The 26233-nt window shown below is 43.9% G+C and carries 41 protein-coding genes; 36 read left to right on the top strand and 5 right to left on the bottom strand.

Going from position 1 to position 26233, the window contains the following annotated elements:
* From KJB30_RS16500 to rplQ, 31 genes are all read left to right on the top strand, one after another.
* A partial coding sequence (locus KJB30_RS16500; protein WP_214301393.1) for an EF-Tu C-terminal domain-related protein occupies nt 1-114 on the top strand: 114 nt, incomplete at its 5' end.
* Between the two features lie 20 nt (nt 115-134).
* Nucleotides 135-443 carry a 30S ribosomal protein S10 gene (rpsJ, locus tag KJB30_RS16495; RefSeq protein WP_173197017.1) on the top strand — a complete coding sequence of 103 codons (309 nt, stop codon included), beginning with the start codon at nt 135-137 and terminating at the stop codon, nt 441-443.
* A 26-nt stretch (nt 444-469) separates the two neighbouring features.
* A complete protein-coding gene (gene rplC, locus KJB30_RS16490) occupies nt 470-1105 on the top strand; it encodes a 50S ribosomal protein L3 (protein ID WP_214301391.1) in 636 nt (211 codons plus the stop codon).
* A 17-nt stretch (nt 1106-1122) separates the two neighbouring features.
* Entirely contained in the window at nt 1123-1746 is a 624-nt protein-coding gene (rplD, locus tag KJB30_RS16485) for a 50S ribosomal protein L4 (protein ID WP_214301389.1), read from the top strand.
* The gene (gene rplW, locus KJB30_RS16480) at nt 1743-2027 is read left to right on the top strand and encodes a 50S ribosomal protein L23 (RefSeq protein ID WP_214301387.1); all 285 of its coding nucleotides are present in this window, start codon (nt 1743-1745) and stop codon (nt 2025-2027) included. The genes rplD and rplW overlap by 4 nt, the downstream gene beginning before the upstream one ends.
* 21 nt (nt 2028-2048) lie before the next feature.
* Nucleotides 2049-2873 carry a 50S ribosomal protein L2 gene (gene rplB, locus KJB30_RS16475; protein WP_214301386.1) on the top strand — a complete coding sequence of 275 codons (825 nt, stop codon included), beginning with the start codon at nt 2049-2051 and terminating at the stop codon, nt 2871-2873.
* Nucleotides 2874-2891: 18 nt separating this feature from the next.
* Nucleotides 2892-3170, top strand: coding sequence for a 30S ribosomal protein S19 (gene rpsS / locus KJB30_RS16470; protein ID WP_214301384.1), 279 nt, complete (start codon nt 2892-2894; stop codon nt 3168-3170).
* A gap of 15 nt (nt 3171-3185) precedes the next feature.
* Nucleotides 3186-3521: a 50S ribosomal protein L22 gene (rplV, locus tag KJB30_RS16465; RefSeq protein ID WP_214301382.1), complete on the top strand. Its 336-nt coding sequence runs from the start codon at nt 3186-3188 to the stop codon at nt 3519-3521.
* A gap of 22 nt (nt 3522-3543) precedes the next feature.
* A complete protein-coding gene (gene rpsC, locus KJB30_RS16460; RefSeq protein WP_214301380.1) occupies nt 3544-4176 on the top strand; it encodes a 30S ribosomal protein S3 in 633 nt (210 codons plus the stop codon).
* 28 nt (nt 4177-4204) lie between these two features.
* Nucleotides 4205-4627 (top strand): 50S ribosomal protein L16, encoded by a 423-nt coding sequence (rplP, locus tag KJB30_RS16455; protein WP_214301378.1) that lies wholly within the window; start codon nt 4205-4207, stop codon nt 4625-4627.
* Nucleotides 4617-4805: a 50S ribosomal protein L29 gene (rpmC, locus tag KJB30_RS16450; protein ID WP_214301376.1), complete on the top strand. Its 189-nt coding sequence runs from the start codon at nt 4617-4619 to the stop codon at nt 4803-4805. The genes rplP and rpmC overlap by 11 nt, the downstream gene beginning before the upstream one ends.
* 9 nt (nt 4806-4814) lie before the next feature.
* Nucleotides 4815-5063: a 30S ribosomal protein S17 gene (gene rpsQ, locus KJB30_RS16445; protein WP_214301374.1), complete on the top strand. Its 249-nt coding sequence runs from the start codon at nt 4815-4817 to the stop codon at nt 5061-5063.
* A gap of 29 nt (nt 5064-5092) precedes the next feature.
* Nucleotides 5093-5461, top strand: a complete 369-nt coding sequence (gene rplN, locus KJB30_RS16440) for a 50S ribosomal protein L14 (protein ID WP_214301372.1) — start codon at nt 5093-5095, stop codon at nt 5459-5461.
* Between the two features lie 16 nt (nt 5462-5477).
* Nucleotides 5478-5804, top strand: a complete 327-nt coding sequence (gene rplX, locus KJB30_RS16435) for a 50S ribosomal protein L24 (protein ID WP_214301370.1) — start codon at nt 5478-5480, stop codon at nt 5802-5804.
* 17 nt (nt 5805-5821) lie between these two features.
* The gene (gene rplE, locus KJB30_RS16430; RefSeq protein ID WP_214301363.1) at nt 5822-6361 is read left to right on the top strand and encodes a 50S ribosomal protein L5; all 540 of its coding nucleotides are present in this window, start codon (nt 5822-5824) and stop codon (nt 6359-6361) included.
* 20 nt (nt 6362-6381) lie between these two features.
* Nucleotides 6382-6567 (top strand): type Z 30S ribosomal protein S14, encoded by a 186-nt coding sequence (locus KJB30_RS16425; protein WP_214301361.1) that lies wholly within the window; start codon nt 6382-6384, stop codon nt 6565-6567.
* A 38-nt stretch (nt 6568-6605) separates the two neighbouring features.
* The gene (gene rpsH, locus KJB30_RS16420; RefSeq protein WP_214301359.1) at nt 6606-7004 is read left to right on the top strand and encodes a 30S ribosomal protein S8; all 399 of its coding nucleotides are present in this window, start codon (nt 6606-6608) and stop codon (nt 7002-7004) included.
* A gap of 25 nt (nt 7005-7029) precedes the next feature.
* Nucleotides 7030-7569: a 50S ribosomal protein L6 gene (gene rplF, locus KJB30_RS16415; protein ID WP_214301357.1), complete on the top strand. Its 540-nt coding sequence runs from the start codon at nt 7030-7032 to the stop codon at nt 7567-7569.
* 21 nt (nt 7570-7590) lie between these two features.
* A complete protein-coding gene (rplR, locus tag KJB30_RS16410; protein WP_214301355.1) occupies nt 7591-7950 on the top strand; it encodes a 50S ribosomal protein L18 in 360 nt (119 codons plus the stop codon).
* A gap of 20 nt (nt 7951-7970) precedes the next feature.
* Entirely contained in the window at nt 7971-8459 is a 489-nt protein-coding gene (rpsE, locus tag KJB30_RS16405) for a 30S ribosomal protein S5 (protein WP_214301353.1), read from the top strand.
* Nucleotides 8460-8477: 18 nt separating this feature from the next.
* Nucleotides 8478-8657, top strand: a complete 180-nt coding sequence (gene rpmD / locus KJB30_RS16400; RefSeq protein ID WP_214301351.1) for a 50S ribosomal protein L30 — start codon at nt 8478-8480, stop codon at nt 8655-8657.
* 12 nt (nt 8658-8669) lie between these two features.
* On the top strand, nt 8670-9113 hold the full coding sequence (gene rplO / locus KJB30_RS16395; RefSeq protein ID WP_214301349.1) for a 50S ribosomal protein L15: 444 nt from the start codon (nt 8670-8672) through the stop codon (nt 9111-9113).
* Nucleotides 9113-10420, top strand: coding sequence for a preprotein translocase subunit SecY (gene secY / locus KJB30_RS16390; protein ID WP_214301348.1), 1308 nt, complete (start codon nt 9113-9115; stop codon nt 10418-10420). The genes rplO and secY overlap by 1 nt, the downstream gene beginning before the upstream one ends.
* Before the next feature lie 2 nt (nt 10421-10422).
* A complete protein-coding gene (locus KJB30_RS16385) occupies nt 10423-11085 on the top strand; it encodes an adenylate kinase (RefSeq protein ID WP_214301347.1) in 663 nt (220 codons plus the stop codon).
* Nucleotides 11072-11821, top strand: coding sequence for a type I methionyl aminopeptidase (gene map / locus KJB30_RS16380; RefSeq protein ID WP_214301345.1), 750 nt, complete (start codon nt 11072-11074; stop codon nt 11819-11821). The genes KJB30_RS16385 and map overlap by 14 nt, the downstream gene beginning before the upstream one ends.
* An 18-nt stretch (nt 11822-11839) precedes the next feature.
* Nucleotides 11840-11953: a 50S ribosomal protein L36 gene (gene rpmJ / locus KJB30_RS16375; protein WP_173197078.1), complete on the top strand. Its 114-nt coding sequence runs from the start codon at nt 11840-11842 to the stop codon at nt 11951-11953.
* A 22-nt stretch (nt 11954-11975) separates the two neighbouring features.
* The gene (rpsM, locus tag KJB30_RS16370; RefSeq protein ID WP_214301343.1) at nt 11976-12344 is read left to right on the top strand and encodes a 30S ribosomal protein S13; all 369 of its coding nucleotides are present in this window, start codon (nt 11976-11978) and stop codon (nt 12342-12344) included.
* 25 nt (nt 12345-12369) lie between these two features.
* A complete protein-coding gene (gene rpsK, locus KJB30_RS16365) occupies nt 12370-12765 on the top strand; it encodes a 30S ribosomal protein S11 (protein WP_214301341.1) in 396 nt (131 codons plus the stop codon).
* A 29-nt stretch (nt 12766-12794) separates the two neighbouring features.
* Nucleotides 12795-13421, top strand: a complete 627-nt coding sequence (rpsD, locus tag KJB30_RS16360) for a 30S ribosomal protein S4 (RefSeq protein WP_214301339.1) — start codon at nt 12795-12797, stop codon at nt 13419-13421.
* Nucleotides 13422-13487: 66 nt separating this feature from the next.
* Nucleotides 13488-14510, top strand: a complete 1023-nt coding sequence (locus KJB30_RS16355) for a DNA-directed RNA polymerase subunit alpha (RefSeq protein WP_214301331.1) — start codon at nt 13488-13490, stop codon at nt 14508-14510.
* 37 nt (nt 14511-14547) lie between these two features.
* Nucleotides 14548-15021, top strand: coding sequence for a 50S ribosomal protein L17 (gene rplQ / locus KJB30_RS16350; RefSeq protein WP_214301329.1), 474 nt, complete (start codon nt 14548-14550; stop codon nt 15019-15021).
* 98 nt (nt 15022-15119) lie between these two features.
* Here the strand turns inward: rplQ and KJB30_RS16345 are convergent, their stop codons facing one another.
* Complete coding sequence (locus tag KJB30_RS16345) at nt 15120-15563, bottom strand: YaaR family protein (RefSeq protein WP_214301327.1); 444 nt, start codon at nt 15561-15563, stop codon at nt 15120-15122.
* A gap of 145 nt (nt 15564-15708) precedes the next feature.
* Here KJB30_RS16345 and KJB30_RS16340 point away from each other — a divergent pair, with 145 nt between their 5' ends.
* Genes KJB30_RS16340 through KJB30_RS16320 form a run of 5 tightly spaced genes read left to right on the top strand, consistent with a single transcriptional unit; the run spans nt 15709 to nt 22700 of the window.
* Nucleotides 15709-16011 (top strand): phasin family protein, encoded by a 303-nt coding sequence (locus KJB30_RS16340; RefSeq protein WP_214301325.1) that lies wholly within the window; start codon nt 15709-15711, stop codon nt 16009-16011.
* The gene (locus tag KJB30_RS16335) at nt 16011-17696 is read left to right on the top strand and encodes an ABC1 kinase family protein (RefSeq protein ID WP_214301323.1); all 1686 of its coding nucleotides are present in this window, start codon (nt 16011-16013) and stop codon (nt 17694-17696) included. The genes KJB30_RS16340 and KJB30_RS16335 overlap by 1 nt, the downstream gene beginning before the upstream one ends.
* Nucleotides 17697-19916, top strand: a complete 2220-nt coding sequence (locus tag KJB30_RS16330) for a sensor histidine kinase (protein ID WP_214301321.1) — start codon at nt 17697-17699, stop codon at nt 19914-19916.
* Between the two features lie 46 nt (nt 19917-19962).
* Nucleotides 19963-21336: a sigma-54-dependent transcriptional regulator gene (locus KJB30_RS16325; protein ID WP_214301319.1), complete on the top strand. Its 1374-nt coding sequence runs from the start codon at nt 19963-19965 to the stop codon at nt 21334-21336.
* 32 nt (nt 21337-21368) lie between these two features.
* A complete protein-coding gene (locus KJB30_RS16320) occupies nt 21369-22700 on the top strand; it encodes a S41 family peptidase (RefSeq protein ID WP_214301317.1) in 1332 nt (443 codons plus the stop codon).
* Between the two features lie 7 nt (nt 22701-22707).
* Here KJB30_RS16320 and KJB30_RS16315 read toward each other — a convergent pair whose 3' ends face one another.
* The 4 genes from KJB30_RS16315 to KJB30_RS16300 form a co-directional block, all read right to left on the bottom strand.
* Nucleotides 22708-22938, bottom strand: coding sequence for a hypothetical protein (locus KJB30_RS16315; RefSeq protein ID WP_214301315.1), 231 nt, complete (start codon nt 22936-22938; stop codon nt 22708-22710).
* A 25-nt stretch (nt 22939-22963) separates the two neighbouring features.
* A complete protein-coding gene (trpC, locus tag KJB30_RS16310) occupies nt 22964-23782 on the bottom strand; it encodes an indole-3-glycerol phosphate synthase TrpC (protein WP_246545753.1) in 819 nt (272 codons plus the stop codon).
* Entirely contained in the window at nt 23779-24840 is a 1062-nt protein-coding gene (gene trpD, locus KJB30_RS16305) for an anthranilate phosphoribosyltransferase (protein WP_214301313.1), read from the bottom strand. Before trpD ends, trpC begins: the two co-directional genes overlap by 4 nt.
* Before the next feature lie 81 nt (nt 24841-24921).
* Nucleotides 24922-26076: a response regulator gene (locus KJB30_RS16300; RefSeq protein ID WP_214301311.1), complete on the bottom strand. Its 1155-nt coding sequence runs from the start codon at nt 26074-26076 to the stop codon at nt 24922-24924.
* Nucleotides 26077-26233: the final 157 nt, after the last annotated feature.

Raw genomic sequence — 26233 nt, 5'->3', positions numbered from 1 at the left:
GCTGTGACTGTTAACTTGATCACTCCGATCGCTATGGACGAAGGTCTTCGTTTTGCGATCCGTGAAGGTGGACGTACCGTTGGCGCCGGCGTCGTCAGTTCGATTATTGAATAAGTAACGATACGAGGATATCAATGCAGAGCCAGAAGATCAGAATCCGCCTCAAGGCGTACGACCACAAGTTACTTGATGTGTCCGTAAATGAAATTGTTGATACTGCTAAAAGAACCGGTGCCCGTGTTGCTGGTCCTATTCCGCTACCAACTGTGATAAACAAGTACTGTGTACTTCGTGGACCACATGTTGATAAGAAATCACGTGATCAGTTTGAGATTAGGACTCACAAACGTCTGATCGATATACTTGATCCAACGCAACAAACAGTAGACGCACTCATGAAATTGGACCTGTCTGCTGGTGTAGATGTAGAAATTAAACTTTAATAGACTTTTTTCGAACGGGAACAGATATGAAAAAAGGCATAATCGGAAAAAAACTGGGCATGACCCAGATATTCTTGGAAGATGGCACTTGTCTTCCAGTGACAATTGTTCAGGCAGGTCCCTGCGTTGTTTTGCAGAAAAAGACCACCAAATCTGATGGCTATGATGCCGTTCAAGTAGGTTTCGAAACAGCCAAGGCAGCGGCAGCAACTAAACCTTTTCTTGGACATTGCACCAAAGCAGGTCATGGCGTTTTTAGACACCTCAAAGAGTTCAAATTTGAAAATTTGAATGAAATGAATATCGGTGACACCCTGAATGTTGATCAGTTCGCCGAAGGTGACTACGTGGATGTCACTGGAACCAGCATTGGTAAAGGGTTCCAAGGAGTCATGAAGCGTTACAATTTTGCTGGCGGTCGCGCATCTCACGGTTCGCGTTTTCATCGCGCACCAGGTTCCATTGGTTGCTCAGCAACGCCATCGCGGGTATTTAAAAATAAAAAGATGCCTGGTCAAATGGGTAATGTACAGGTAACTGTTCAAAGGCTTCAAATTGTCAGAGTGGATGCGGATCAGAACCTGCTCATGATAAAGGGAGCAATTCCTGGACATCGTAATAACGTAGTTATTATTAAAAATAGCGTTAAAGCAATTAAGTAATTAAGCGGGAGATTCATATGCCTTCGATAGCAGTTTTCAACATGGACAGACAGAAGGTGGGTGAAGTAGAGCTGTCTGAAGAAGTATTCAATACTGAGATCAAGGAGTACTTGATGCACCTTGCTCTCCGTATTCAGCTCGCCAACCGTAGAGCTGGAACAGTGAAAACCAAAACCCGCTCAGAAGTTGCCGGCAGCAACAAAAAACCTTTTAAACAAAAGGGAACCGGTAACGCTCGACAGGGAAATGTTCGTGCTCCTCAATATCCTGGTGGTGGTGTTGCCTTCGGACCCCGGCCCAGGGATTACACTCTGAGCATGAACAAAAAAGCCAGAAATGCAGCATTGAGGTCAGCACTCTCATTTCAATTCAAAAATGAGCGTATCACAGTTATGGATAAGCTTGATTTTGATGCAATCTCAACAAAGGGTTTTGTTGGCTTTATGAAGCGGTTCGAGATTGAGCGTTCGCTGATTATAACTGATAATTTCACGCATAATCTGCAGCTCTCTTGCCGTAATGTACCTCATATCAAACTGCTTAAGCATGATGCGTTAAATATTCATGATATGCTGAAGTACAAAAACATTATTATTACACAGAGCGCCGTACAATCTGTTGAAGGAGCTCTTCAGAAATGAATATCTATTCGATAATAAAGAAACCTCACGTCACTGAAAAAACTTCTCTTGGCAGTGATGCAACTAACACCGTTGCGGTGGTGGTTGATAGAGATGCCAATAAAATTGAGATCAAGAAGGCTGTAGAAGATCTCTTCAAGGTAAAGGTTGAAACAGTGAGAACCGTAAACGTTGCAGGTAAAGTTAAACGTTATGGTCGTAATTTTGGCAAAAAGTCAAACTGGAAAAAAGCCTACGTGACCCTTCAAAAGGGTCAGTCCTTAGATTTTTTTGAGGTTTAATCAACTCTTTCGGGGTTTATAATGGGAATCAAAAGCTACAAACCTACATCAGCAGGCCGTCGTCATCAGACCTGTTCGACGTTTGAAGAAATCACCTCCGCAGCACCTGAGAAGTCCCTTCTTGTAAAGCTCAAGAAATCAGGTGGAAGAAACTCCTATGGCAGAATTACCTCTCGTCATCAGGGTGGCGGTCATAAACAGAAGTTTCGTATCATTGATTTTCGGCGTGATAAGCTGAGCATACCAGCGAAAGTGGCCAGCATTGAATATGATCCGTGCAGAAGTGCACGTATTGCGCTGTTGCACTATGTTGATGGCGAGAAACGCTATATCCTAGCGCCTCTAGATCTCAAAGTTGGCGATATGATACTCAGTGGACCAGAAGCCGACATAAAGCCGGGTAATGCTCTGCCGCTCAAGTCGATTCCTCTTGGTACTATTATCCATAATATCGAGCTTAAAATCGGCAAGGGTGCGCAACTTGCTCGTAGTGCTGGTACTTTTGCGCAGTTGATGGCTAAAGAAGGCAGATATTCACAGGTCAAACTTCCTTCTGGCGAAGTGCGCATGGTTCTTCAGGACTGCTATGCAACCATCGGCCAAGTTGGAAATGTTGATCATGAAAAAATAAATATTGGTAAAGCTGGCCGTTCACGCTGGCTTGGCAAACGTCCGAAAGTACGTGGTGTTGCCATGAACCCTGTTGATCATCCGCATGGTGGAGGTGAAGGTCGTACCTCTGGCGGACGTCATCCTGTAACCCCATGGGGTATCCCGACTAAGGGTTACAAAACTAGAACGAACAAATCATCAGATCGCTTCATTGTTAAGAAGCGCAGCAAATAACGCGTGAGGGGCTGAAACATGGCACGTTCAATTAAAAAGGGTCCTTTTGTAGATGAACATCTGAATAAGAAGGTTCAGGCAGAAACTCCCGGTTCAAAAAAAGTTATAAAAACCTGGTCACGCCGCTCGACAATTACTCCTGAATTTATTGGTATCAACCTAGCAGTTCATAATGGCCGTAAGTTCATACCCGTATATGTAACAGAAAATATGGTTGGTCATAAGTTGGGCGAATTTTCCCCAACTCGTACTTTTCACGGCCATGCCGCCGACAAAAAGAGCAAAGTTAAGAAGTAGTTAAGGGAGCTTTACATGGAATCCAACGCAAAACTGACATCAGTTCGCCTTTCCCCGCGAAAGACCCGCTTGGTGGTCGATCTTGTTAGAGGAAAAGGCATTCAGGAGGCTCTCAACACGTTGAGGTTTCTCCCGCAACCTTCTGCAAAACTTATAAGCAAACTGTTAAAATCAGCAGTTGCCAATGCCGAACAAAAAGGTGTGTCTGATGTTGATCGCCTGTTTGTAAAGACCATCTTTGTTGATGGCGGGGCAGTGCTCAAACGATTTTTGCCGCGTGCCATGGGGCGCGCCAGCAAAATTCGTAAGCCAACCAGCCATATCTGTGTAACTCTCTCAGATTCGAAATAGTTTTATAACTCGGAGGTGTAGTTTGGGACAAAAAATTAATCCAATAGGCTTCAGACTTGGAGTCATAAAGACTTGGGACTCCAAATGGTATGCTGAAGCTGATTACGCAAAACTTCTTCATGAAGACCTTAAGATTCGTGCTTTTTTGAAAAAGCGACTATATAGTTCAGGTATCTCGAAAATCGAAATTGAACGGGCCGCCAACAAGACCAAGATCAACATTTTTACTGCTAGGCCGGGTCTTATTATCGGTAAAAAAGGATCTGAGGTTGAAACTATAAAGAAGGAACTGTCCACTCTCACATCAAAAGAGATTTTTATAAATATTAATGAAGTACGCAAGCCAGAGCTTGATGCCCAGTTAGTTGCTGAAAATGTGGCGCTTCAGTTAGAGCGAAGAATTGCCTTCCGCCGCGCCATGAAGAAAAGCGTTACTTCCGCCCTTAAATTCGGGGCAAAAGGAATCCGCATAACTTGTTCCGGTCGCTTGGGTGGGGCTGAAATGTCTCGTACCGAATGGTACCGAGAAGGGCGGGTGCCCCTTCACACGCTTCGTGCAGATATTGATTATGGCTTTGCTGAGGCCAAAACAACATATGGTTTGATTGGTATCAAGGTTCTTATTTTTAAGGGTGAAGTTCTTCCTGGACAATAACTATTTCGCAGAACAGGAGTAAGTTTCAATGTTAATGCCGAAACGGGTTAAACATAGAAAGCAGATGAAAGGGCGCATGACCGGTACACCATGCCGTGGAATCACTCTTTCCTTCGGAGAATTCGGGCTTCAGGCCACAGAATGCGGCTGGCTTGATTCCCGTCAGATTGAAGCTGCCCGTATTGCTATGACTCGCTACATTAAGAGGGGTGGCAAAATTTGGATTCGGGTTTTTCCTGACAAGCCTCTTACCTCAAAACCTGCTGAAACTAGGATGGGTAAAGGTAAGGGATCGCCAGATTCATGGGTTGCAGTTATCAAACCAGGCACGATCCTCTACGAGATGGAGGGTGTAACTGAAGAAATCGCTCGTGAAGCCTTTAGGCTCGCGGCACATAAATTGCCTCTTTCAACCAAGTTTATTGCCAGGAGTGAAAGCAATGAAGCCTAACGAGTTGCGAAAAATGACTGCTGCCGAGCTTGCAGCCAAAAAGGGTGAACTCACCCAGGAACTTTTTAATCTTAAGTTTCAGCTGCACACTGGCCGGCTTGAAAATACTGCTAAACTTAAAGATATCCGCCAGGGTATCGCAAGAATTAACACAATCCTCACCGAGAGCAAGGCATAGGAGCAACAGATGAGTGAACGCGGTCACCGAAGAACACAAGAAGGAGTTGTAGTGAGTGACAGGATGGACAAGACAATTGTTGTCAAGGTCGATCGTCTTGTAAAACACTCAGTTTACAACAAATATATAAAACGAAGTGTTACCTACAAGGTACACGATGAAAATAACAGCTGCAAAATTGGCGACCGCGTGCAGATCATTGAATGTCGCCCTTTGAGTAAAGATAAGCGGTGGAATCTTAAACAGGTTAACAATTAATGCATCTCTTAAGACAGGGGTACTGAGTAATGATACAGATGCAATCCATACTGGATGTGGCCGACAACTCCGGTGCAAAAAAATTATTCTGCATAAAAGTTTTGGGAGGGTCCAAACGAAAATATGCAGGAATCGGTGATATCATCGTTGCCTCAGTACGTGAGGCTCTTCCTAATTCCAAAGTAAAAAAAGGCGATGTTGTCAAAGTTGTTATTGTCAGAACAGCCAAGGAACTTGGGCGTCCTGACGGATCATATATACGCTTTGATGATAATTCCGGTGTTGTGATCAACAATCAGAAAGAACCTGTCGGCAGCCGCATATTTGGGCCGGTAGCGCGTGAGCTGCGTGCCAAAAAGTTTATGAAGATCATTTCACTTGCACCAGAAGTACTTTAATTAATCGGAGAAAACGATGCAAGCCACAAAATCACATGTCAGCAAGGGCGAAACAGTTATGGTTATTGCCGGAAAAGAAAAGAACAAAACCGGCAAAATTCTTCAACTTGTTCCCAAAAAAAATGGCGTTATCGTTGAAGGTCTTAATATGGTTAAACGCCATGTAAAGGCACGCGGCAATGAGCCTGGCGGTATCAAGGAGAAGGAAGCCATTATCCACATCTCCAATGTCATGCCGTATTGCGCAAAATGCGCCAAGCCGGTCAGGTTTCGGCGACAGGTTTTGGAAAACGGCGACAAGCAGAGAGTCTGTGTCAAATGCGACAATACTCTCGAGAAATAAACAGGAGGAAGTGATTAATGGCTCGTTTGAGAGAATTTTACACATCAGATGTTGTTCAGAAGTTGCAGGCTGACTTCAATTATAAAAATGTGATGGAAGTGCCTAAAATAATAAAAGTAGTTGTCAATATGGGCTTGGGTGAAGCGATTCAAAACGTTAAAATTCTTGATTCCGCGGCTACAGAGCTTAATTCAATTACCGGACAGAAGTCTGTTATTACCAAGGCCAAAAAGTCTATCGCTACTTTTAAGCTTCGTCAAGGAATGCCCATTGGCTGCATGGTAACGTTACGCCGTGAAAGAATGTATGAATTTCTTGATCGTCTTATGAATGTTTCTCTTGCGAGAGTGCGAGATTTCAAGGGCGTCTCTCCAAAAGCTTTCGATGGTAAAGGCAACTATACTCTTGGGATTAAGGAACAACTTATCTTTCCTGAGATTAATTATGATACTGTTGACAAGATCAAGGGTATGAATATAACAATCGTTACAAGCGCTAAAACCGATGAAGAGGGCAGGGCGCTGCTTAAGTACCTGGGCATGCCGTTCAGGAACTAAAGATATATTTGGAGGATTCCGTGGCAAAAGTTTCAATGATCATTAAATCCCAGCGTAAACCAAAGTTCAAAGTACAACAGCATAGTCGTTGTGAGGTTTGCGGTCGTCCCAAGGCGTTTTACCGCAAATTCAAGATGTGCAGAATATGCCTACGTAAATATGCATCTATTGGGCAAATACCCGGCGTGATTAAATCTAGCTGGTAATCAACAACTCTTTAAGAAATTGACAGGAGTATAGTACGATGTCCATGACAGACCCTATCGCCGACATGCTGACCAGAATAAGAAACGCCAACATGGTTAAGCACCAAAAAGTTGACATTCCATCTTCAACCTTGAAAGTCAATATTGCAACCGTCCTCAAACAGGAAGGTTTCATCAAGAACTATAAAGTTATTTCAGACAATCTTCAGGGTGTGTTGAGAGTATATCTGAAATACATTGATGAAAAAGACGCTGTTATCAATGAAATCAAACGCGTCAGTAAACCAGGCGGTCGGGTTTATGTTAAATCTGAAGAGATCCCGTCAGTAAAGAGTGGATTAGGGGTCGCTATCCTCTCCACTTCTAAGGGTATCATTACTGACAGTGCTGCCCGTAAAGCTGGTGTGGGTGGCGAAATTCTTTGCACCGTCTGGTAATTTTGAAATCAAGGAGTAAGAAGCAATGTCGAGAATAGGGAAACTCCCGATAGAAATAACTAAAGACGTAAAACTTGCATTCACCGACTCGGTACTTACAGTACAGGGACCAAACGGTAAGCTATCACGTCAGATAATGGATTGCGTCACTCTGAATATATCGGAGACAAGTCTCAGTGTAGTTCGCAATGACGAACTCACCGCTACGCGATCAGCCCATGGCCTGACACGTACACTGATCAACAACATGGTTGTTGGTGTTACAAAGGGGTTTAAAACCGACCTGGAAATAAATGGCGTCGGTTATCGTGCCGAGGTCAAGGGTAAGGAACTTGTATTAAGCCTTGGTTATTCCCATCCTGTTAATTTTCCTATCCCTGATGGTATTGTTATTGATGTTGAAAAAATGACAAAATTATCTATTAAAGGCTTTGATAAAGAACTGGTAGGACAGACCGCCGCTAAAATCAGGTCCTTTCGCTCACCAGAACCTTACAAGGGCAAGGGAATCAAATATGCTGACGAGACTATCCTGAGAAAAGCCGGGAAAACTGGCAAGAAATAGTCTTTATAAGGAGAGATAGCTGTGGCAAAGACTGCACTTAAAACAATAACAAGGCTGAAACGTCAGGTACGAGTTCGGAAAAAAATTCGCGGCACAGCGGAACGTCCGCGTTTAAATGTATTCAAAAGTGCGCGTCATATATACGCTCAACTTATTGATGACACAAAAGGTGTGACTCTAGCAGCATGTTCCACCTTATCTGTAGAGAGTTCAGGTTATACCGGTAACGTCAACTCTGCAGTACAAGTCGGCAAGGATGTTGCCAAACTGGCTATTGAAAAAGGTTATGCTTCAGTAGTTTTTGATCGCAACGGTTTTCTTTACCATGGCAGAATTAAAGCACTGGCAGATGCGGCCCGCGAGGCCGGACTTCTTTTTTAAAGAGTTCGAGGAGGTTTTCATTGAGTAGAATAAATCCGGCGGATCTGAATCTTACTGACCGTGTAGTACATATCAGTCGAGTTGCCAAAGTTGTAAAAGGCGGAAGACGCTTCAGCTTTTCAGCACTGATTGTTGTCGGTGATGGTAATGGACATGTTGGCTATGGCTTAGGTAAAGCGAATGAAGTTCCGGAAGCCATCCGAAAGGGTGTGGAACAGGCGAAGAAGAGTCTTATTAAGGTTCCAGTAAACCAGAGTCAGACCATTCCCTTTGAAATTGAGGGGAAGTTTGGTGCAGGTAAACTTTTGATGAAGCCTGCTTCCGCAGGTACCGGTGTTATCGCTGGTGGCGCTGCACGTGCTATTTTTGAAGCCGCGGGAATCAACAATATCCTCTCCAAGTGCCTGGGTTCAAACAATCCACATAACGTTGTTAAAGCCGCTTTTGCAGGACTTCAGCGTTTAAAGTCCCCAGAGGAAATGGCTGCACGCCGCGGTTTAACCGAATAATTTTTGAGGTGAGTCGCCATGAGCGAAAAAATAAAAATAACGCTTGTAAAAAGCACTATAGGGAAAGCAAAAAAGCACCGTGACATCGTCGCTGGACTGGGTCTAACCAAACTTAACAAAACCGTTGAGTTAGCTGACACACCAGAGGTTCGTGGTATGATTGCCAAAATTAGTCACATGTTGAATATCGCACAGTAAAAGGTGAAAATTATGGATTTGAACACTCTTAAACCAGCACTGGGTTCAACAAAGCAAGGAAAAAGAATCGGACGTGGGCCAGGTTCTGGGCATGGAAAAACAGCAGGCAAAGGACATAAAGGCCAGAAGGCTCGTTCCGGGGGAAGTATCAAGGCCGGATTCGAGGGTGGACAAATGCCGCTTCAACGCCGTTTGCCGAAGCGCGGTTTTACCCCACTCAGTCGTATTGAGTATTCTCTTGTAAATCTTAAGCAGCTTGATGTTTTTGACGCGGGATCTACTGTCGATGCCGCTGCTCTTGCATCCAAAGGGTTAATTAAATCCGCAGGCTGTAACATTAAAATTCTTGGTGATGGTGAGATTGTTAAATCTCTTAAAATTTGTGCAACTAAATTCACCCAATCCGCAAAAGAAAAAATCATTGCAGCGGGTGGATCGGCAGAGGAGAAGAACTAGTGCTTGATGCACTCAAGAACATTTTCAAGATACCTGAACTTAAGAAGAGAGTTTTGTTTTCGCTGGGGATGCTGGCTGTTTACAGGATTGGTTGCCATATACCTGTCCCAGGGATAGACCGGTTAGCTCTGGCACATTTTTTTAAGCAGGCACAAGGCACCCTACTTGGTCTTTTTGATATGTTCTCTGGTGGTGCTCTTGAAAGATTAACTGTCTTTGCTTTGGGGATTATGCCCTATATCTCCTCTTCTATTATATTTCAGCTTCTTACTGTGGTGGCTCCTGCTATTGAAAAACTTTCTAAGGAAGGGGAGTCTGGCAGGAAAAAAATAATACAGTACACCCGATATGGCACTGTGCTATTAAGCTTAGTACAAGGTTTAGGAATCTCAATTGGGCTTGAAAGTATGCGTGGACCCGCTGGCGAGTTGGTTGTGCCAACTCCAGGATGGTCGTTCCGTTTAATGACAGTTCTCACTTTGACTGCAGGAACCGCATTTATAATGTGGCTTGGCGAGCAAATGTCGGAGAAAGGCATTGGAAACGGTATATCACTCATCATTTTTGCTGGTATTGTCGCTAGGATACCAGCGGCGATAGGTAATACACTAAGACTTTTAAGCGCCGGACAAATTTCTCTGTTTGCCATTCTATTTGTTTTTGCGCTTATGTTTTTGGTCATTGCTGGTGTTGTATTTGTTGAACGTGGTCAGCGGCGGCTCCCTATCCATTATGCAAAAAAAGTCGTCGGCCTTAAAACCTTTAATGCACAGTCGTCTCACTTGCCACTCAAGGTAAATATGGCTGGAGTTATACCACCGATATTTGCTTCCTCCATTATTATGTTTCCGGCAACTATTGCCAATTTCATTGGTATTCCATGGGTCCAGAAGGCTGCTCATAGCCTTACGCCAGGAAACTGGGTTTACAATATATTTTTTGTTGCATTCATAGTATTTTTCTGTTACTTCTATACGGCTGTAACGTTTAATCCTGTGGATGTTGCTGAAAATATTAAGAAGCATGGTGGGTATATACCCGGCATTAGGCCCGGTAAAGAGACATCAGATTTTATGGATAGTGTATTGACTAGGCTTACCTTTGCTGGTGCAATATATATATCAATCGTGTGTGTATTGCCTTCGATACTCATCGGCAAGTTCAATCTCCCGTTCTACTTTGGTGGAACAGCGTTGTTGATTGCTGTTGGTGTTGGCATGGATACTGTTGCGCAAATTGAATCACACCTCATTACGCGGAACTATGAAGGTTTCTTGAAGGGCGTTAGAATCAAGGGGAGAAAGTAAGTATGAACCTGATTCTTTTCGGCCCGCCTGGGGCTGGCAAAGGAACTCAATCGCAGTTCATTGTAGATCGTTTTAATATTCCCCAGATTTCAACTGGAGATATTTTACGTGCTGCTGTAAAGGCTCAAACAGACCTCGGTTTGAAGGCTAAAGCAATTATGGACGCAGGAAGCCTCCTGCCTGATGAAGTCGTTTTAGGTGTCATTCGCGATCGCATTGTTCTACAGGATTGTGCTGCGGGTTTTATTCTGGATGGCTTCCCTCGGACAATTCAGCAAGCTGACGGTCTGGCCGATATTTTGTCGGGATTGCAAGTGAAAATTGACCATGTTATTTCACTTGAAGTTCCTAGTGACATGATTATCCAGCGTCTTTCTGGTCGCAGGACATGTGTCGCCTGTGGCAAAGGTTACCATAACATGTATGCCCCGCCCAAAGTAGAAGGGGTCTGTGATTGGTGCAAGGGTGAGCTTGTTCAGAGGACAGATGATCATGAGGAGTCTATTAAAAATAGACTATTAACCTATGAGAACCAGACCGCCCCGCTCAAAGCTTATTATGAGCAACTTGGATTGCTGCGTAGCGTCCAGGGTGTTGGTAGTGTTGAGGAAATAAGGCAGAGAATAGTCGGGGTTGTTCAGGGATTATCTGGTGATCATTCTTAAGTCTTCTCGAGAGATCGAGAGAATGCGGGTTTCCTGTCGGATCGTTGCTGAGGTGCTTGCTTTTTTAAAAGAGCAAGTTTTGCCTGGCATTACAACCAATGATTTAGACGCTCTTGCAGCTCATGCAGCAAAAAAACACAAAGCAAAAGCGGCATTTAAAGGTTACATGAGTTATCCAAGCTCTTTGTGCTGTTCTCCGAATGAGCAGGTGGTCCATGGAATACCTAATTCGACGCCTCTAAAAAACGGAGACATTCTAAGTCTTGATTTTGGGATTCTTTATGATGATTTTTACGGCGACGCAGCTATAACGGTTCCCGTTGGTGTTGTTAATGAATCTGTACAGTCTTTACTCAAGGTAACTGAGGAATCCCTGCATCAGGGTATAATGAAAGCCATACCCGGAGCAAGGCTGTCTGATATCTCTTTTGCTATTCAAAAGTATGTAGAGACCCGAGGTTTTTCTGTCGTACGTGAGTTTGTTGGCCATGGTATTGGCCGTAGCTTGCACGAAGAGCCGCAAATACCTAATTTTGGATTGCCCGGCAAAGGTGTTAAGCTAAAGCCAGGTATGGTTTTTGCGATAGAGCCAATGATTAATGAAAAATCTCACGAAGTAGAAATACTTAACGATGGTTGGACTGTTGTAACAAAAGATGGCGGTTATTCAGCTCATTTTGAACACACTGTGGCGATAACGGAAAATGGACCTGATATTCTGACGCAGATTATATAATGCGTGAAGGGGAGTTACATGAAAGTGCGTGCATCAGTTAAGAAAATCTGTGACAAGTGCAAGATCATTAAACGTAAGGGTGTTGTCCGCGTTATCTGCGATATCCCCAAACATTCACAGCGTCAGGGATGAGTAATTAAAGGAGGACGTTCAATTGGCACGAATTGCTGGTATTGACCTACCAAAGAACAAGCGGATAGTGGTTGCCCTAACCTATATTTATGGAATAGGTACTTCGACGGCAGAGAATATTGTTGCTGCAACAAATATTGATCCCGACACTCGGACAGATAAACTTACAGAGGCCGAAGTGTCTCGTCTGCGTGAAGAGATCGATCGCAACAGTAAAGTTGAAGGGGATCTCCGCAGAGAAATCTCTATGAACATTAAAAGACTAATGGATCTTGGTTGTTATCGTGGTCTTCGTCACAGAAAAGGGTTGCCGGTGAGGGGACAACGTACTAAAACCAATGCCCGTACGCGTAAAGGTCCTGCTCGCACAGTTGCCGGTAAAAAGAAATAATCCACCATAAGCCCGGAGAATTATAATGGCTAGTCCCGCAAAAAAAGTTGTTCGCAAGAAAAAAGAACGCAAGAATATAACCAATGGTGTGGCTCATATTCAAGCAACCTTTAATAACACAATAATTACCATTACTGATCCGGTCGGAAATGTCATAGCCTGGTCTACAGCAGGGGCCAAAGGATTTAAAGGATCCCGGAAAAGTACGCCATTCGCTGCTCAAATTGCTGCAGAAGACTGCGCAAAAAAAGCTCAAGAGCACGGCTTAAGGAATGTGGAAGTTTATGTAAAAGGTCCCGGTTCTGGTCGTGAATCTGCTTTGCGTGCACTTCAAGCTGCCGGGTTTAGCATAAGCTTTATTAAGGATGTGACGCCAATACCACACAATGGTTGCCGTCCTCCGAAAAGACGTCGGGTATAATCAAGTAACCAAGATTAAGGAGGTTTTCATTGGCTCGCTATACAGGACCTTCATGCCGTTTGTGCAGAAGAGAAAACATGGAACTTTTTCTGAAAGGCGATCGTTGTTACACTGATAAGTGTGCAATAAAGCGTCGTAATTATCCCCCGGGCCAACATGGCCAAGGGCGTACTAAAACATCGGCTTATGGTGTACAGCTTCGTGAAAAACAAAAGGTCCGTAGAATTTACGGGCTTTTAGAGAAACAGTTCCGTGGCTATTTCCAAGAAGCTGATCGTATGAAGGGTGTTACGGGCGAAAATCTACTTTCTTTACTAGAAAGACGTTTGGACAATGTCGTCTATCGTCTCGGTTTTGCCTCCTCACGAAGTGAATCGCGACAGATTGTACGCCATGGGCACTTTACTTTGAATGGTAGAAAGGTTGATATTCCATCAATCCAGGTCAGAGTAGGAGATATTATTGCTCTCCGCGAAAAAAGTCGAACTATTGTAACTGTAAATGATGCTCTTGAGGCTGTAGTGCGTCGTGGAGTACCACAATGGCTTGAACTTGATCGGGACGGGTATAAGGGTAGCGTTAAAGGTACGCCAACCCGCGAAGATATAACAACCCCAATTCAGGAGCAGTTAGTAGTTGAACTATACTCCAAATAAACGGGGGAGTATGTAATTTGCTCGTAACATCCAGAACCGGATTAAATAATTCCGGAGGAGGTTGTAATGTATAAAAACTGGCGCGATCTTATCAGACCGAAACAGTTACAGGTTGAGAAAGAATCGCTTTCAGATACGTATGGAAAATTTTTTGCAGAGCCTTTTGAACGTGGTTTTGGGACTACACTAGGTAATTCACTCAGGAGAATTCTAATCTCTTCACTTCAGGGTGCTGCAATAACATCTGTTCGTATAAAAGGGGTTTTACACGAGTTTTCTGCTATTCAGGGTGTTACCGAAGATGTAACTGATATTATCCTCAACCTAAAAGGTGTACGCCTTAAAATGCACACGATGGACCAGACTTCTATTCGTGTTGTCCATAAGGGTGAAGGCATAGTAAAGGCTGGTGATTTTATTGTGGGTCATAATGTTGAAATAATGAACCCAGATCATCATATAGCTACTTGCGGCAAGGATGCAAATTTTGAAATGGACATGACGGTCCGTATGGGTAAAGGATACGTTTCTGCCGATCGCAACCGCGATGAGAAAGCACCGGTAGGCACAATCCCAATCGACTCCATTTATGCCCCTATAAAAAAGGTTAATTTCACTGTTTCCAATGCTCGTGTAGGGCAGATGACTGATTATGATAAGCTTACTATTGAGATTTGGACAGATGGAAGTGCAAAGCCTGAAGATGCACTTGCCTATGCTGCTAAAATCATGAAAGAGCAACTTACCATTTTTATAAACTTTGACGAGGAATTGGAACCTCAACAACTTGAAGAGTCCCAAGAAGATACCGATAAGATTAACGAAAATTTATATCGTACTGTTGAAGAACTTGAGCTCTCAGTTCGTTCAGCAAACTGTTTAAAAAATGCAGGAATAAAATTTATTGGCGAGCTGGTTTCCAAAACAGAAGCTGAAATGCTCAAGACTCAAAATTTTGGAAGGAAATCTTTAAACGAAATTAAAGATATTCTTTGTGATATGGGTCTTACTTTCGGGATGAAATTAGAATCTTTCCCGGACCCCGAAATTGTGCGCCGCCTGCGAGGCGATCAAAAAGAAGAAGAGTAATAGTCACTACTGTTACCGTTTCAGAAAGGAAATAGTTATGCGTCATAGTAAAGCAGGCAGGCGACTTGGTAGAAAAACTAGCCACAGAGAAGCAATGTTCAGAAACATGGTTACTTCATTATTGAGCCATGAGAAAATCACAACAACTGATGCAAAGGCTAAAGAAATACGTTCAGTTGCTGAAAAAATGATCACCCTTGGCAAGCGAGGTGATCTTCATTCCATGCGTTTGGCCGCTTCTTACATTCGCGAAAAGTCAGTGGTAACTAAATTGTTTAGTACCATTGCTCCTCGATATAAAGAACGAGCTGGTGGATATACTCGAATAATCAAGCTTGGTATTCGTCAGGGTGATACTGCCCCGGTATCTATGATTGAATTGGTTGAAGAAGCCTTTACACCTAAGGCACCAAAACAAAAACCCGTAAAGCCAGTGGCTGAAAAAGTAGTGGCTGCTCCTGCGGAGACAGGCGCTTCAGATGAACTAGCTTGTGAAGCAAGTGCCGACTAAACCGTAAGAAAATATTTTTATGGGGGCTTTGGAGTAAACCAAAGCCCTTTTTTATTTATAACAACTGTTAGAAAGGCAGGACAAGCTTTTCCAACACCTTATGTGATTAGGTCTACAACCAATCCTTTAATGCCTATCACTTTAGCGGTAATTGCCATGCGGTCACGCTGTTCATTGACTATCATTTCATATAAACGATCGGCTTCCTGGTTTATTATTGTTACAATTTCATAATATCGAGGATTCTGACTTGTCCCCCCTATTTTGTCTAGCCTGTATGCTTCCTTTCCAATTCGGGTTACCAGTTTGCTAAGCAACTCACGAAATTTTCGAAAATTTCCGAGGTTTGGCTCCTTCTCTAGTTCCTGTCCTACCTGATCGATATTCTGACGTAAATCTATTACTTCCTGCTCATAATCACTGGCGACAAGTTGTTTCTGTTGCATCTGCACCGCAAAAACACTATCAGCTGTTCCTGCAATCTTACATTTATTTTCCTTCTTAGCCAGATTAGCTCTACTCAATTTTTCACTGATACGCATATTGATCCCTTTGTTGTGGTCTAATCATCAAAGTAAATACAATCTACCATTAAATGATGCAAAAAAGCCACAATGTCCTTTTGCAAGACCATTGTCATATGATATTATTTCGTCAGAAACTACCGTCATTTTTCGGAGGTGTAAAATGTTCGAACTTCTAGAAAAAGCTGTACTGACTACCATTGGGGCTGCTGCGTTAACACAAAAAAAAGCAGAAGAGCTAGTTTCTGAGATGAAAGACAAATACAAAATGACAGAGGAAGAGGGTCGTGGGTACATTGACAGACTTCAATCACTTGCAAAAGAAAGCAGGGGAAAAATCCAAGAAATGGCTGATTTCGAAGTGCAGAAAGCAGTCGACCGTTTTGGCCTTGTTACTCGTGAAGAATTTGAAAGATTAGAAAAACGCATACAAATACTTGAGTGCAAATCAGACGGATTAGGTTAATGCTTTCTTTATTTAAAATAACTGGGAACATTCGTAATCTTAAGCGATACCTGAACATTGTTCGAGTACTCAGCTCTTACGGTTTTGACCAGGTATTTGTAATGCTTGGTTTAAGTGAGATTGTAGAAAGAAGCCGTAGATTTTTAAAAAGAGATGCGTCTATTCTAGAACGATTTACTGCTGCTGAGCGACTTCGTATGGCTTTGGAAGAGTTGGGGCCAACTTTCATAAAACTTGGTCAAATACTTTCTACACGCTCTGATGTAATACCCCGTGCATTTGTACTTGAGTTTGAGAAACTTCAGGACAGTGTTCCTTGTTTTTCTTTTGAAGCTGTAAAAAAACAGATCGAATATGAATTGGGAGGCCCTACTGGCAATTTCTTCTCAAGTATTGAACCCGATGCTCTTGCAGCTGCGTCCATAGCTCAGGTCCATCGCGCGTATCTACTTACAGGGGAAGTAGTCGCCATTAAAGTTCGCCGACCAGGAGTGGTTGAACTGGTTGAGTCTGATATATCTGCATTAATGGGATTGGCACGTCTAGCAGAAAAGCACATTCCTAGTAGTGATCTATATGATCCGGTCGGGCTTGTAAGGGAATTTACACGTAGCATCAGGCGTGAGATGGACTTTACACGAGAAGGGCACACTATTGAAAAATTTAAGTCCAATCTTTTAGACTTTAAGGGGATGTATTTCCCAAAGGTGTATTGGGAAGCTAGCGCACGCGGCGTTTTAACGATGGAGTATATTGATGGGATCAAGGTTTCAGATCTTGATGCCCTTGATTGTGCTAGCTACGATCGCCAACTGTTGGCACATCGTGGAGCAGATGTTTTTTTAGAAATGGTACTTAAACATGGCTTTTTTCATGGAGACCCCCACCCAGGCAATGTTTTGATTATGCCTGGAAACGTGATTTGTCTCTTGGATTACGGAATTGTTGGTCGGCTTGATGAAGAACTTAAAAATTTTCTAAGCGATATCCTGTTTGCTATAGTTGGGCGGAACATGGATGAGGTAGTTTCACTGCTCTTCCATGCCGGTGATGTTCCTGATTCGCTCAATACCAGAGCACTGAAGCACGATCTGTTTAACTTTATAGATGGATATTATGAAATACCACTCAAAGATGTAGAAGTAGGTCGGATGTTGCAGGAATTTATTGATCTGATTTCTCACTATAATATTCGTATTCAACCAGACCTTATGCTTCTGACCAAGGCTCTTGTAGTAATTGAAGGAATGGGACGTAATCTTGATCCAAACTTCAATATGGTTGAACATTTACGTCCCTATATGGAAAGGGCAGTACGCCAAAAGTATTCTCCAGGCAAAATTTCAAAAGATATCAATTCTATTTTCTCTTCCTACGTAAGCCTTGCCCGCAACTTACCTCGAGACCTTAAGGAAATAATAAATCGAATTAATCGTAACAAATTTAAAATCGATGTTGAGCATCGTGGGTTTGACCGGCTTCTAAATGACTTTGATAGATCAATGAATCGCTTATCGTCCAGCCTTATTCTATCGGCTCTCATTATTGGTTCTTCAATTATTATGCAAACAGACAAAGGTCCCCAATTACTTGGGTTTCCTGTTCTTGCATTTATGGGATATACCGTCGCTGGTGTCATCGGTCTTTGGCTTGTGTATGCCATCATTCGTTCTGGGAGGCTGTGAGTGACTCCTCACAACCTGCCTAAAGAGGAACGCAATAAGCGAATTCGCGAAGCAATAATCATTGTCCTGGCCACATTGCTTATATTGGTTTTGACGACCGCAGAGATACGATTGACTCAATTGAGTGCGAATGCTCCAATGGGTAATAATATCGCCATTTTTGCCGTGATAAATGTAGTGATTCTTCTTGTGATTTTGCTGGTTTACCTTGTTTGCCGGAATGTGGTCAAGTTGTTGCTGGAGAGTCGGACCAATCCTTTGGCGACACGACTCAGGACAAAGCTTGTCTTTTGTTTTGTTGGTTTGTCATTAGTGCCTACCTTACTGCTGTTCTTTGCTGCCGCGGGTTTCATAAATAACACAGTGCACAACTGGTTTAATAATCAGGTTGAAACATCGTTGAGTGAGTCTCTGGAAGTGGCCCAGACTTATTATAAGAACTCCGCCTCTAATGCACTCTACTATGGTCGTCAGATAAGTGGGTTTATCAGGAAAAATAAACTGATAAATCAAGACAATCTGCCGCAGCTGAAAGAGCTGATTCGACAGAAGCAGAGTGAATATAATCTAGGGGTTGTTGAGGTTTATTCAGCCCAGAGGGAAGAACTTGTCCGGGTGTCTAACCCTTCCGTCCCTAAAAGTGAGTTTACAAATCCAACCTCTGAAGATATCAACCGCGGCCTTGAGGGAGCCGAATTGACACGCATAAATTCAATGGGAAAAGCTGACCTTATTCGCGGAATCGTTCCCATCTACTCGACCTGGAATGAAAAAGATATTGTTGGTGCAGTAGTGGTCAACTATTACGTACCATACTCGCTGGTTAACAAAATGAAGGAGATCACAGAGTCCTACCATGAATTTCGGCAGTTGAAGATCCTTAAGAATCCTATTCGTGCAGGCTATATTCTGACTCTTTTTCTAATCACCATGGTTTTGGCGTTCTTTGCGTATTGGATGGGAGTATACCTTGCTAACAGTATGACGAAGCCACTTCAGGAGTTAGTTGAAGCAACACGCGCCGTTGCAGACGGAAATCTATCGGTTCACATAAAATCGGTTTCAGTTGATGAGATTGGGATGCTTGTACAGTCATTCAATCTGATGACGAATGATTTGCGGGCAAAGCAGCTTGCTCTGAATAATTCTAATCTCGAATTGTTCCGTATCAATCAGGAAAGTGAGCAACGTCGAAGGTACATGGAAATAGTGCTTAGGAATGTTGCTGCCGGTGTCATATCGGTAGATAAGACTGGTTCTATTACTACAATAAATAAATCGGCAGAAAAGCTTTTAAGCATTAATCCCGGTACAGTCCTTGGTCAGAATTTTCGTGAGATTTTGTGCGATACGCACATGGAAATCGTCAAAGAAACTCTTAAAGAGTTAATGCTTTCCAAACAGGATACAATTAATCGTCAGATATTTCTTGATGTTAAAGGAGCACGTCTGGCGCTTCATCTCCATCTAACAGTACTGCGGGACGACGCTGGTGACTTTATTGGAACTGTCCTGGTTCTTGATGACCTGACACAGGTTATGAAAGCCCAGCGAATGGCCGCATGGCGTGAAGTCGCCCGTCGGATTGCGCACGAAATTAAAAACCCTCTCACCCCAATTCAACTCTCAGCTCAACGCTTGCGCAAAAGATATTTGGCACGTTTCAGTGACGATGAAAAAGTTTTTGACGAATGTACAGAAATGATTATTAAGTCAGTAGATGACCTTAAAAATCTTGTGAATGAGTTTTCCAATTTCGCTCGGATGCCCGCCATTCAGCCTGAACCAAATGACCTGAATGCAATCATTAAAGAAACATTAACGCTTTATCAAGAGGCCCATCGTGGAGTTCTTTTTGATTTTGTACCGGATATAAGCATGCCACAGCTAAAAATCGACAGAAACCAGATTAAAAGGGTAGTGATAAACATACTGGAAAATTCCGTTTCAGCCATGAACGAGCAGGGAACGGTCGTTATCAGGAGCAGCTACGATGCTGAATTGAAAATGGCATCTTTAACTATTTCAGATAACGGGCCAGGAATATCTCCAGAAGATAAGCCACGTCTCTTTGAACCTTATTTTTCAACAAAAAAAACGGGCACAGGCCTTGGTCTTGCCATAGTCAGCAGCATCGTCTCGGATCACAATGGGTTCGTGCGTGTAAGGGATAACGAACCGCATGGAGCCTGCTTTGTTGTTGAATTGCCAGCTGGTTAGGATGCTGATAGATGCCACACAACCATAACTTTAAGAAGGATGAAGCATGTCGAAAACTATTCTTGTAGTAGATGATGAAAAGGATATTAGAATTTCCCTCTCCGGAATTCTTGAGGATGAGGGTTACCAGGTGCTGTTAGCAGCCAGTGGTGTTGAAGCATTGGAAAGTGTTAAACAGGACTTGCCGGATCTGATACTGCTGGATATCTGGATGCCCGGTATGGATGGTTTGGAAACCTTGGAAAAGCTGAAAGTTTCATTTCCTAAAATAACGGTGATCATGATTTCCGGACATGGAACGATTGAAACTGCTGTTCGCGCTACAAAGCTGGGCGCATTCGATTTCATTGAAAAGCCCCTTTCGTTGGACAAGGTACTAATTGCCGTTACCAATGCATTGCGGTTAAAGGATCTGCAGGTTGAAAATCAGGAACTCAAACGAGCGGTTGGCAATGAGTATGAATTGGTTGGCGATAGTAAGTTGATGACTCTGTTGCGGGAGCAAATTTCCAGAGTGGCAACGACGACCGCCTCAGTTTTAATAACTGGTGAAAACGGTACCGGCAAAGAGCTGGTGGCACGATCTATACACTATTACAGTCACCGGCGTGATATGCCGTTCGTGGCCATTAATTGTGCAGCCATACCCGAAGAATTGATTGAAAGCGAATTGTTCGGGCATGAGAAAGGCGCTTTTACAGGAGCCACAGCTCAGAAAAAAGGAAAGTTTGACTTGGCTGATGGTGGAACGCTTTTTCTCGATGAAATAGGTGATATGTCTCTTCGGACGCAGGCTAAGATACTTCGAATCCTTCAGGAGAGGTGTTTTCAGCGTGTTGGAGGCACTAGGGTGGTTGCTGTTGATGTCAGAATAATCGCAGCTACAAATAAGGAGCTTGAAGAAGAAATACAAGCTAATCGCTTTCGCGAAGATTTGTATTACCGTTTAAATGTAATTCCTTTTAAAATCCCAGCATTACGGGATCATAAAGAAGACCTTTCGTTGTTGGTTTCTTATTTTGTGAGCCAATTTTATCGACGGGAAGGGAGGGAACCTAAAACCTTCCTCCCTGAAGCTCTGGAACAGCTCAAGCTTCATGATTGGCCGGGAAATGTACGCGAGCTGAAGAACATTATTGAAAGAATACTTATAATGACATCGGACAAGGTGATTACACCCGCTGACATTCCAGCTCTTTCTTCAGGACGAAATTTTCCAGAGTCTGATGAGGAAAAAACAGGTGGTCTTTTTGGACAGGGTACTCTCAGGGAGGCTCGCGAGGAATTTGAACGGGATTTCATTACTCAAAAATTGGAGGAGAATGATTGGAATATTTCCAGAACAGCGGAAACCATAGAGCTTGAAAGAAGTAACCTTCATAGAAAAATCAAAAGTTACGGTATAGATATTAGAAAATAGCAGGTCACTTTAAAAGTTATTGAGGCAACGAATTGCTTTTTAAGAAAAAAATCTTATTTATCACAGTTATAGGTATTGCTATCTGTTTTACGTTGATTCTAACAACTCGGTGGCATAACCAAGGAAATACCCGCACAGATGCAACATACCTGAGCCTTTTGCAGGAGGCGTACGCTGCCGTAAACTCATTTTATGTAGAAAAACCTGATGAGCCTAAAGTAATAAAAAGTATGATTGACGGAATGTTGATGTCCCTTGATCCTCACAGCGCTTATCTTCCCCCTGAACCATACAAAGAAATGGAAACGCAGATAACTGGCGCTTTTGGCGGCGTTGGCATTGAACTTGGTATAAAGAATGGACATTTGACTGTTATAGCGCCAATTGAAGGTTCCCCTGCATACAGGGCAGGTGTGCAACCTAATGACTATATCGTGAAGATTGATTCAACAGCAACTCAGGGCATGAGAATTATGGATGCGGTAAAGCGTATGAGGGGTGAAAAGGGGACAGCAGTCACGCTTACCATTCAGCGCAACGGAGATTCCAGGCCATCTGTTGTACGTCTAATCCGTGATACTATCAAAATCAAGAGTTTGAAACTGCGAGATTTGGGTGATGGTTATGGTTTGATCCAAATTTCTCAATTTCAGGAACGAACCGGCAACGAATTCAGGAAGGCGCTTTCCGATCTTAAACTCTCATCAGGCGGAGAGATTAAGGGGCTGGTATTAGACCTTCGTTTCAATCCCGGAGGCTTACTTGGGTCAGCCGTCGAGGTAGTCAATTGTTTTATCGGTGATGATGCCAACAACACTATGATTGTTTCAATCAAAGGACGTACCCCTGATTCCAATCATGAATTCCATGCCTCATTGGGACAGAAGGAAGCACATTACCCAATAGTTGTATTGCTGAATGGAGGCAGTGCCAGTGCATCGGAAATTGTCGCAGGTGCCCTTCAGGACCATAAGCGCGCGATCATTATGGGGCGACAGAGTTTTGGGAAGGGGTCAGTCCAATCGATCTATCCGTTGCCGCATAATGCGGCTCTCAAGCTAACAACTGCACATTATTATACACCAAGTGGACGGTCAATTCAGGCAAAGGGAATAATCCCTGATGTTGAGGTCGGAAGCGGAAATCCTGTTGAAAATATAAAAACAAAAGAAATGAAATTCCACGAGAACGATCTCGAAAACGGGTTGGCTCCGGCGAAGCATGGTGCTGGTGGCAATATAGCTCCAATACCGCATCTTGGGAGTGATCCTAAGGTGTCAGAAGATAATCAGTTGTTACGGGCACTGGAACTGCTCAGATCTTTATCTCTGGTGCGGGAACAAAAATTAGTGCCAATCAGATAATGATGGATCAGCTCAAACCTCGGTTGCGGAAAAGTCGCATCAGCAAAACGCCAAGTATGGAGAAACAGACGCCGACGCAAAGAGCCAAGTATCCTATAGTCCTGGCGTCACCCCATCCCCACAGGTCACGCCCTTTCATCAGGGCAATTAGTGCGATGCCGCCGAAACATCCGATCCCACCTAATATGTAGACACCAAATGCCAGCATCGCCAGCCCAATTCCCTGTTTTTTTGGCATCTGAACCTCCCTTAGAAGTGCTTTCTCAAACATTGATCATTTCCTTCAATTTCGCCCCTATGTCGTTTTCTTTCATCAGTGATTCACCGATCAGGAACGCTTTGGCCCCATCTGCCATCAGTTGTTCGATCTCTGCCCGGCTGTTTATGCCGCTCTCGGCAACCAGCAGGCGTTCGGCCGGCATCAGGCGAGCCAAACGAGCTGTGGTGGTCATGTTTATTTCGAAGGTTCGCAAATCGCGGTTGTTGACGCCGATCAAGGGGCATTTGGTCTGGAGCGCTTTCTCCATCTCCTCCTCATCATGAACTTCCAGCAGCACATCCAGGTGCAGTTCTTTTGCTACAGCATAAAATTCCTGTAGCTGGGGCAGCTCGAGACAGGCAGCAATCAGCAAGATCGCATCGGCACCGGCGGCACGAGCTTCGTAGATCTGGTAGGGCTCAATGATGAAGTCTTTGCGCAAAAGCGGCAGACGAACTGCTTCACGTATCAGGGCCAGGAAGCGCAGGTGCCCCAGGAAGAACTTCTCATCGGTTAGTACCGAAAGGCAGGTGGCGCCATTATTCTGATAAATTTCCGAAATGGCAATTGGATCGAAGTCTGCTCGGATGATTCCCTTGCTGGGCGACCCTTTTTTTACCTCTGCGATAATTGCAGTCCACTCTGAGACAGCTGCATCACGCAAATGACGCTCAAACCCGCGTGGTACATCTTCCAAATCAGCGATACGTGATCTAAGTTCGTTAAGTGGAGTAGCAGCTTTGGTAGCAGTTACTTCTTCAAATTTATGAAGAAGTATTTTTTTAAGAATATCGGGAATATCCATGTTTCGCCGGGGGGTCATAAGCTCCCCCGTTTGGTCAGGTCCGCCAGTTTTTCAAGCTGCTGTAGTGCGCGGCCAGAATCAATTGCTTCTGCGGCAAGGGCAATTCCTTGCTGTGGCGTGGATGCTTTGTCAGCAGCTATCAAGGCATATCCGGCATTGAGCAGAACAATATCCCGCCGCGGCCCTTTTTCCCCAGAAAGCACGCTACGTACAATCGCCGCATTGGCTGCCGCATCGCCACCTTTGAGTGCTGCCATACTGCAACGTGCTAATCCAAACTGTTCCGGGTTTATCAAAGTCAGCTTGATGCCACTGGGTTGGACTTCAGCTACCAAGGTTTCTGTAGTTAAGGTTATTTCGTCCATTCCGTCCATTCCGCAAACCACAAAGCCGTGGCGGCAGCCAAGGCGGTGCAGTACGCCGGCCAGTTTTTCAACAAGACTCTCATTGTAGACGCCCATTACCTGGCTATCCGCTTTTGCAGGATTAGTCAAGGGTCCCAAAATATTGAAGATGGTGCGGATGCCAATCTCACGACGGGGACCGATTGCATGTTTCATAGCGCCATGCAGAGCAGGGGCAAACAGGAAACCGACACCAATATCAGTGATACATTTCTCGACCGTTTCCGGGGTTACATCCAGATTAATTCCCAGTTTTTCGAGAACATCGGCGCTTCCGCACATGGAGGAGACTGACCGGTTGCCATGCTTGGCTACTTTCACTCCGCATGCAGAGACCACGAATGTAACTGTGGTAGATACATTAAAGGTGTTGGTGCCGTCACCCCCAGTGCCGACTACATCGAGAATAGTCTCTTGATCGATATTGATGTCATCCCGATCAATGTCCAGTACTCCTCTCCCGGCCAGGATCGGAGTGGCCCGCTCGCGCATAACTCTGGCAGCACCGGTTATTTCGTCGACGGTCTCACCCTTCATGCGCAATGCAGTAATGAAAGAACCAATCTGGGCTGGTGTGCCTTCTCCTGACATGATTTGGTTCATTACTTCAATCATCTCGCCTTCGGACAGATTTTCTTTTTCGACAACTTTGGCAATGGCTTTCCTGATCATTTGAATCCTTTCTGCCTTTAAATAAGAAAAGGGGATGTAGCGGCATCCCCTCCAATTCTGGCTGACATATGGGAAAAGAGTCTAACGACCTTCCCGTATTTTGCGGATAGCCTCAATGATAAGATTTTCGGCCAGATCGGGAACTACTTCCCATACTATTCGTTCAATAACTTCCTTGGAAAGTCCTGCAATGGCAGCTTTTATCTGTTCTTCTGATAGGGGTACAGCTGTTTCCGACACAGAGTGTGTGGGTTGATCTGCAAGAGCTGTTGGAGTGGGCGGATTTTCCCTTTCCACAGTTGCTGGGTGAGTAGGAATTTCCGGTGCGGATGTTTCAAATACAGGGGTAGGGAATTCTTCAAATGCCTTAGTTATCTCTGGAAAATCGGTCTGAGAGGTAGCTGCAGCAACAGGTGCAGATTGGAATGGAATATTTTCACTCTCTTTTGGGGATTCGAATGAGATATCGCCAAAGCTCACCTCCTCCATGGCTGTGGAGGGCTGGGACAAAGAGGGGGAGGGTGTTTCTGCTGGTGTTTCTTCAGTAAATTCAAAAAAATTTTCATCTACAGAAGTCCATTGTGGTGGAGTGGACTCTGGCGTGTGGAGAGGCGGAGGAGGCGAGGGAGCCGTGAAAAGCGCGCTCGGTTCCTCGTTGATCAAATCGAATACATCAGGTTCAAAGGCATCGGATTCAGCGGATTGAGAAAGCGGTTGAGATGAAGTTGTTTCTGGTGCTGCTGTAAAGGCTCCCCAAATATCATCTTCAATTGGTGTGGCAGCTGCGGCTTGAATCGCCGGTGCTACAATAGGTTCAAGCCCACCAGGTCCCGTCGATATTTGAGTAGATTGTGTGGATCGTTTGGCAGCTACTTCACAAAGTTCTTTCACTTTTGCAATGATCTGTTGTGATTCAAAAGGTTTGGCAATGAAATCATCTGCCCCACAGCTTTTAGCCTTATCTTCGTCAAAAGGTTCGAAAGAACCAGTTAGCAGCAGAATGGGCTTATGGGCCAGTTCAGGAGTTGCCCGAACAAGTTCACATACCTCATACCCCGACATTCCAGGCATAAGGGCATCGATGAGTAGTATATCGGGAGCTGTCTGGCGGGCTTTGTCAAGGACAGCCATGCCATTGTCGACAATTGAAAGAGAATATTCCTCTCCTCCAAAAATTATACCGATCACTTTTTGGATGGTGATGCTGTCGTCGGCAAGGAGTATATTAATACTCATCGGCCCTCCATATTGCGGTTTTTTCCAAATAGACGGGTAAATACTCGAAAAAACTAGCATACCACTTTTTGCGTGTCAAGTTATAAGCATCCAAGAACTTATGGCCATTTGTCTTAGGAATCTGTGCAAATTTATAGTAATTGTTTGCCCAATATTT

The organism is Pelotalea chapellei (genome assembly GCF_018531195.1).
GTDB lineage: Bacteria > Desulfobacterota > Desulfuromonadia > Geobacterales > Pseudopelobacteraceae > Pelotalea > Pelotalea chapellei.
This window is presented reverse-complemented; position numbering and strand designations above follow the sequence as displayed.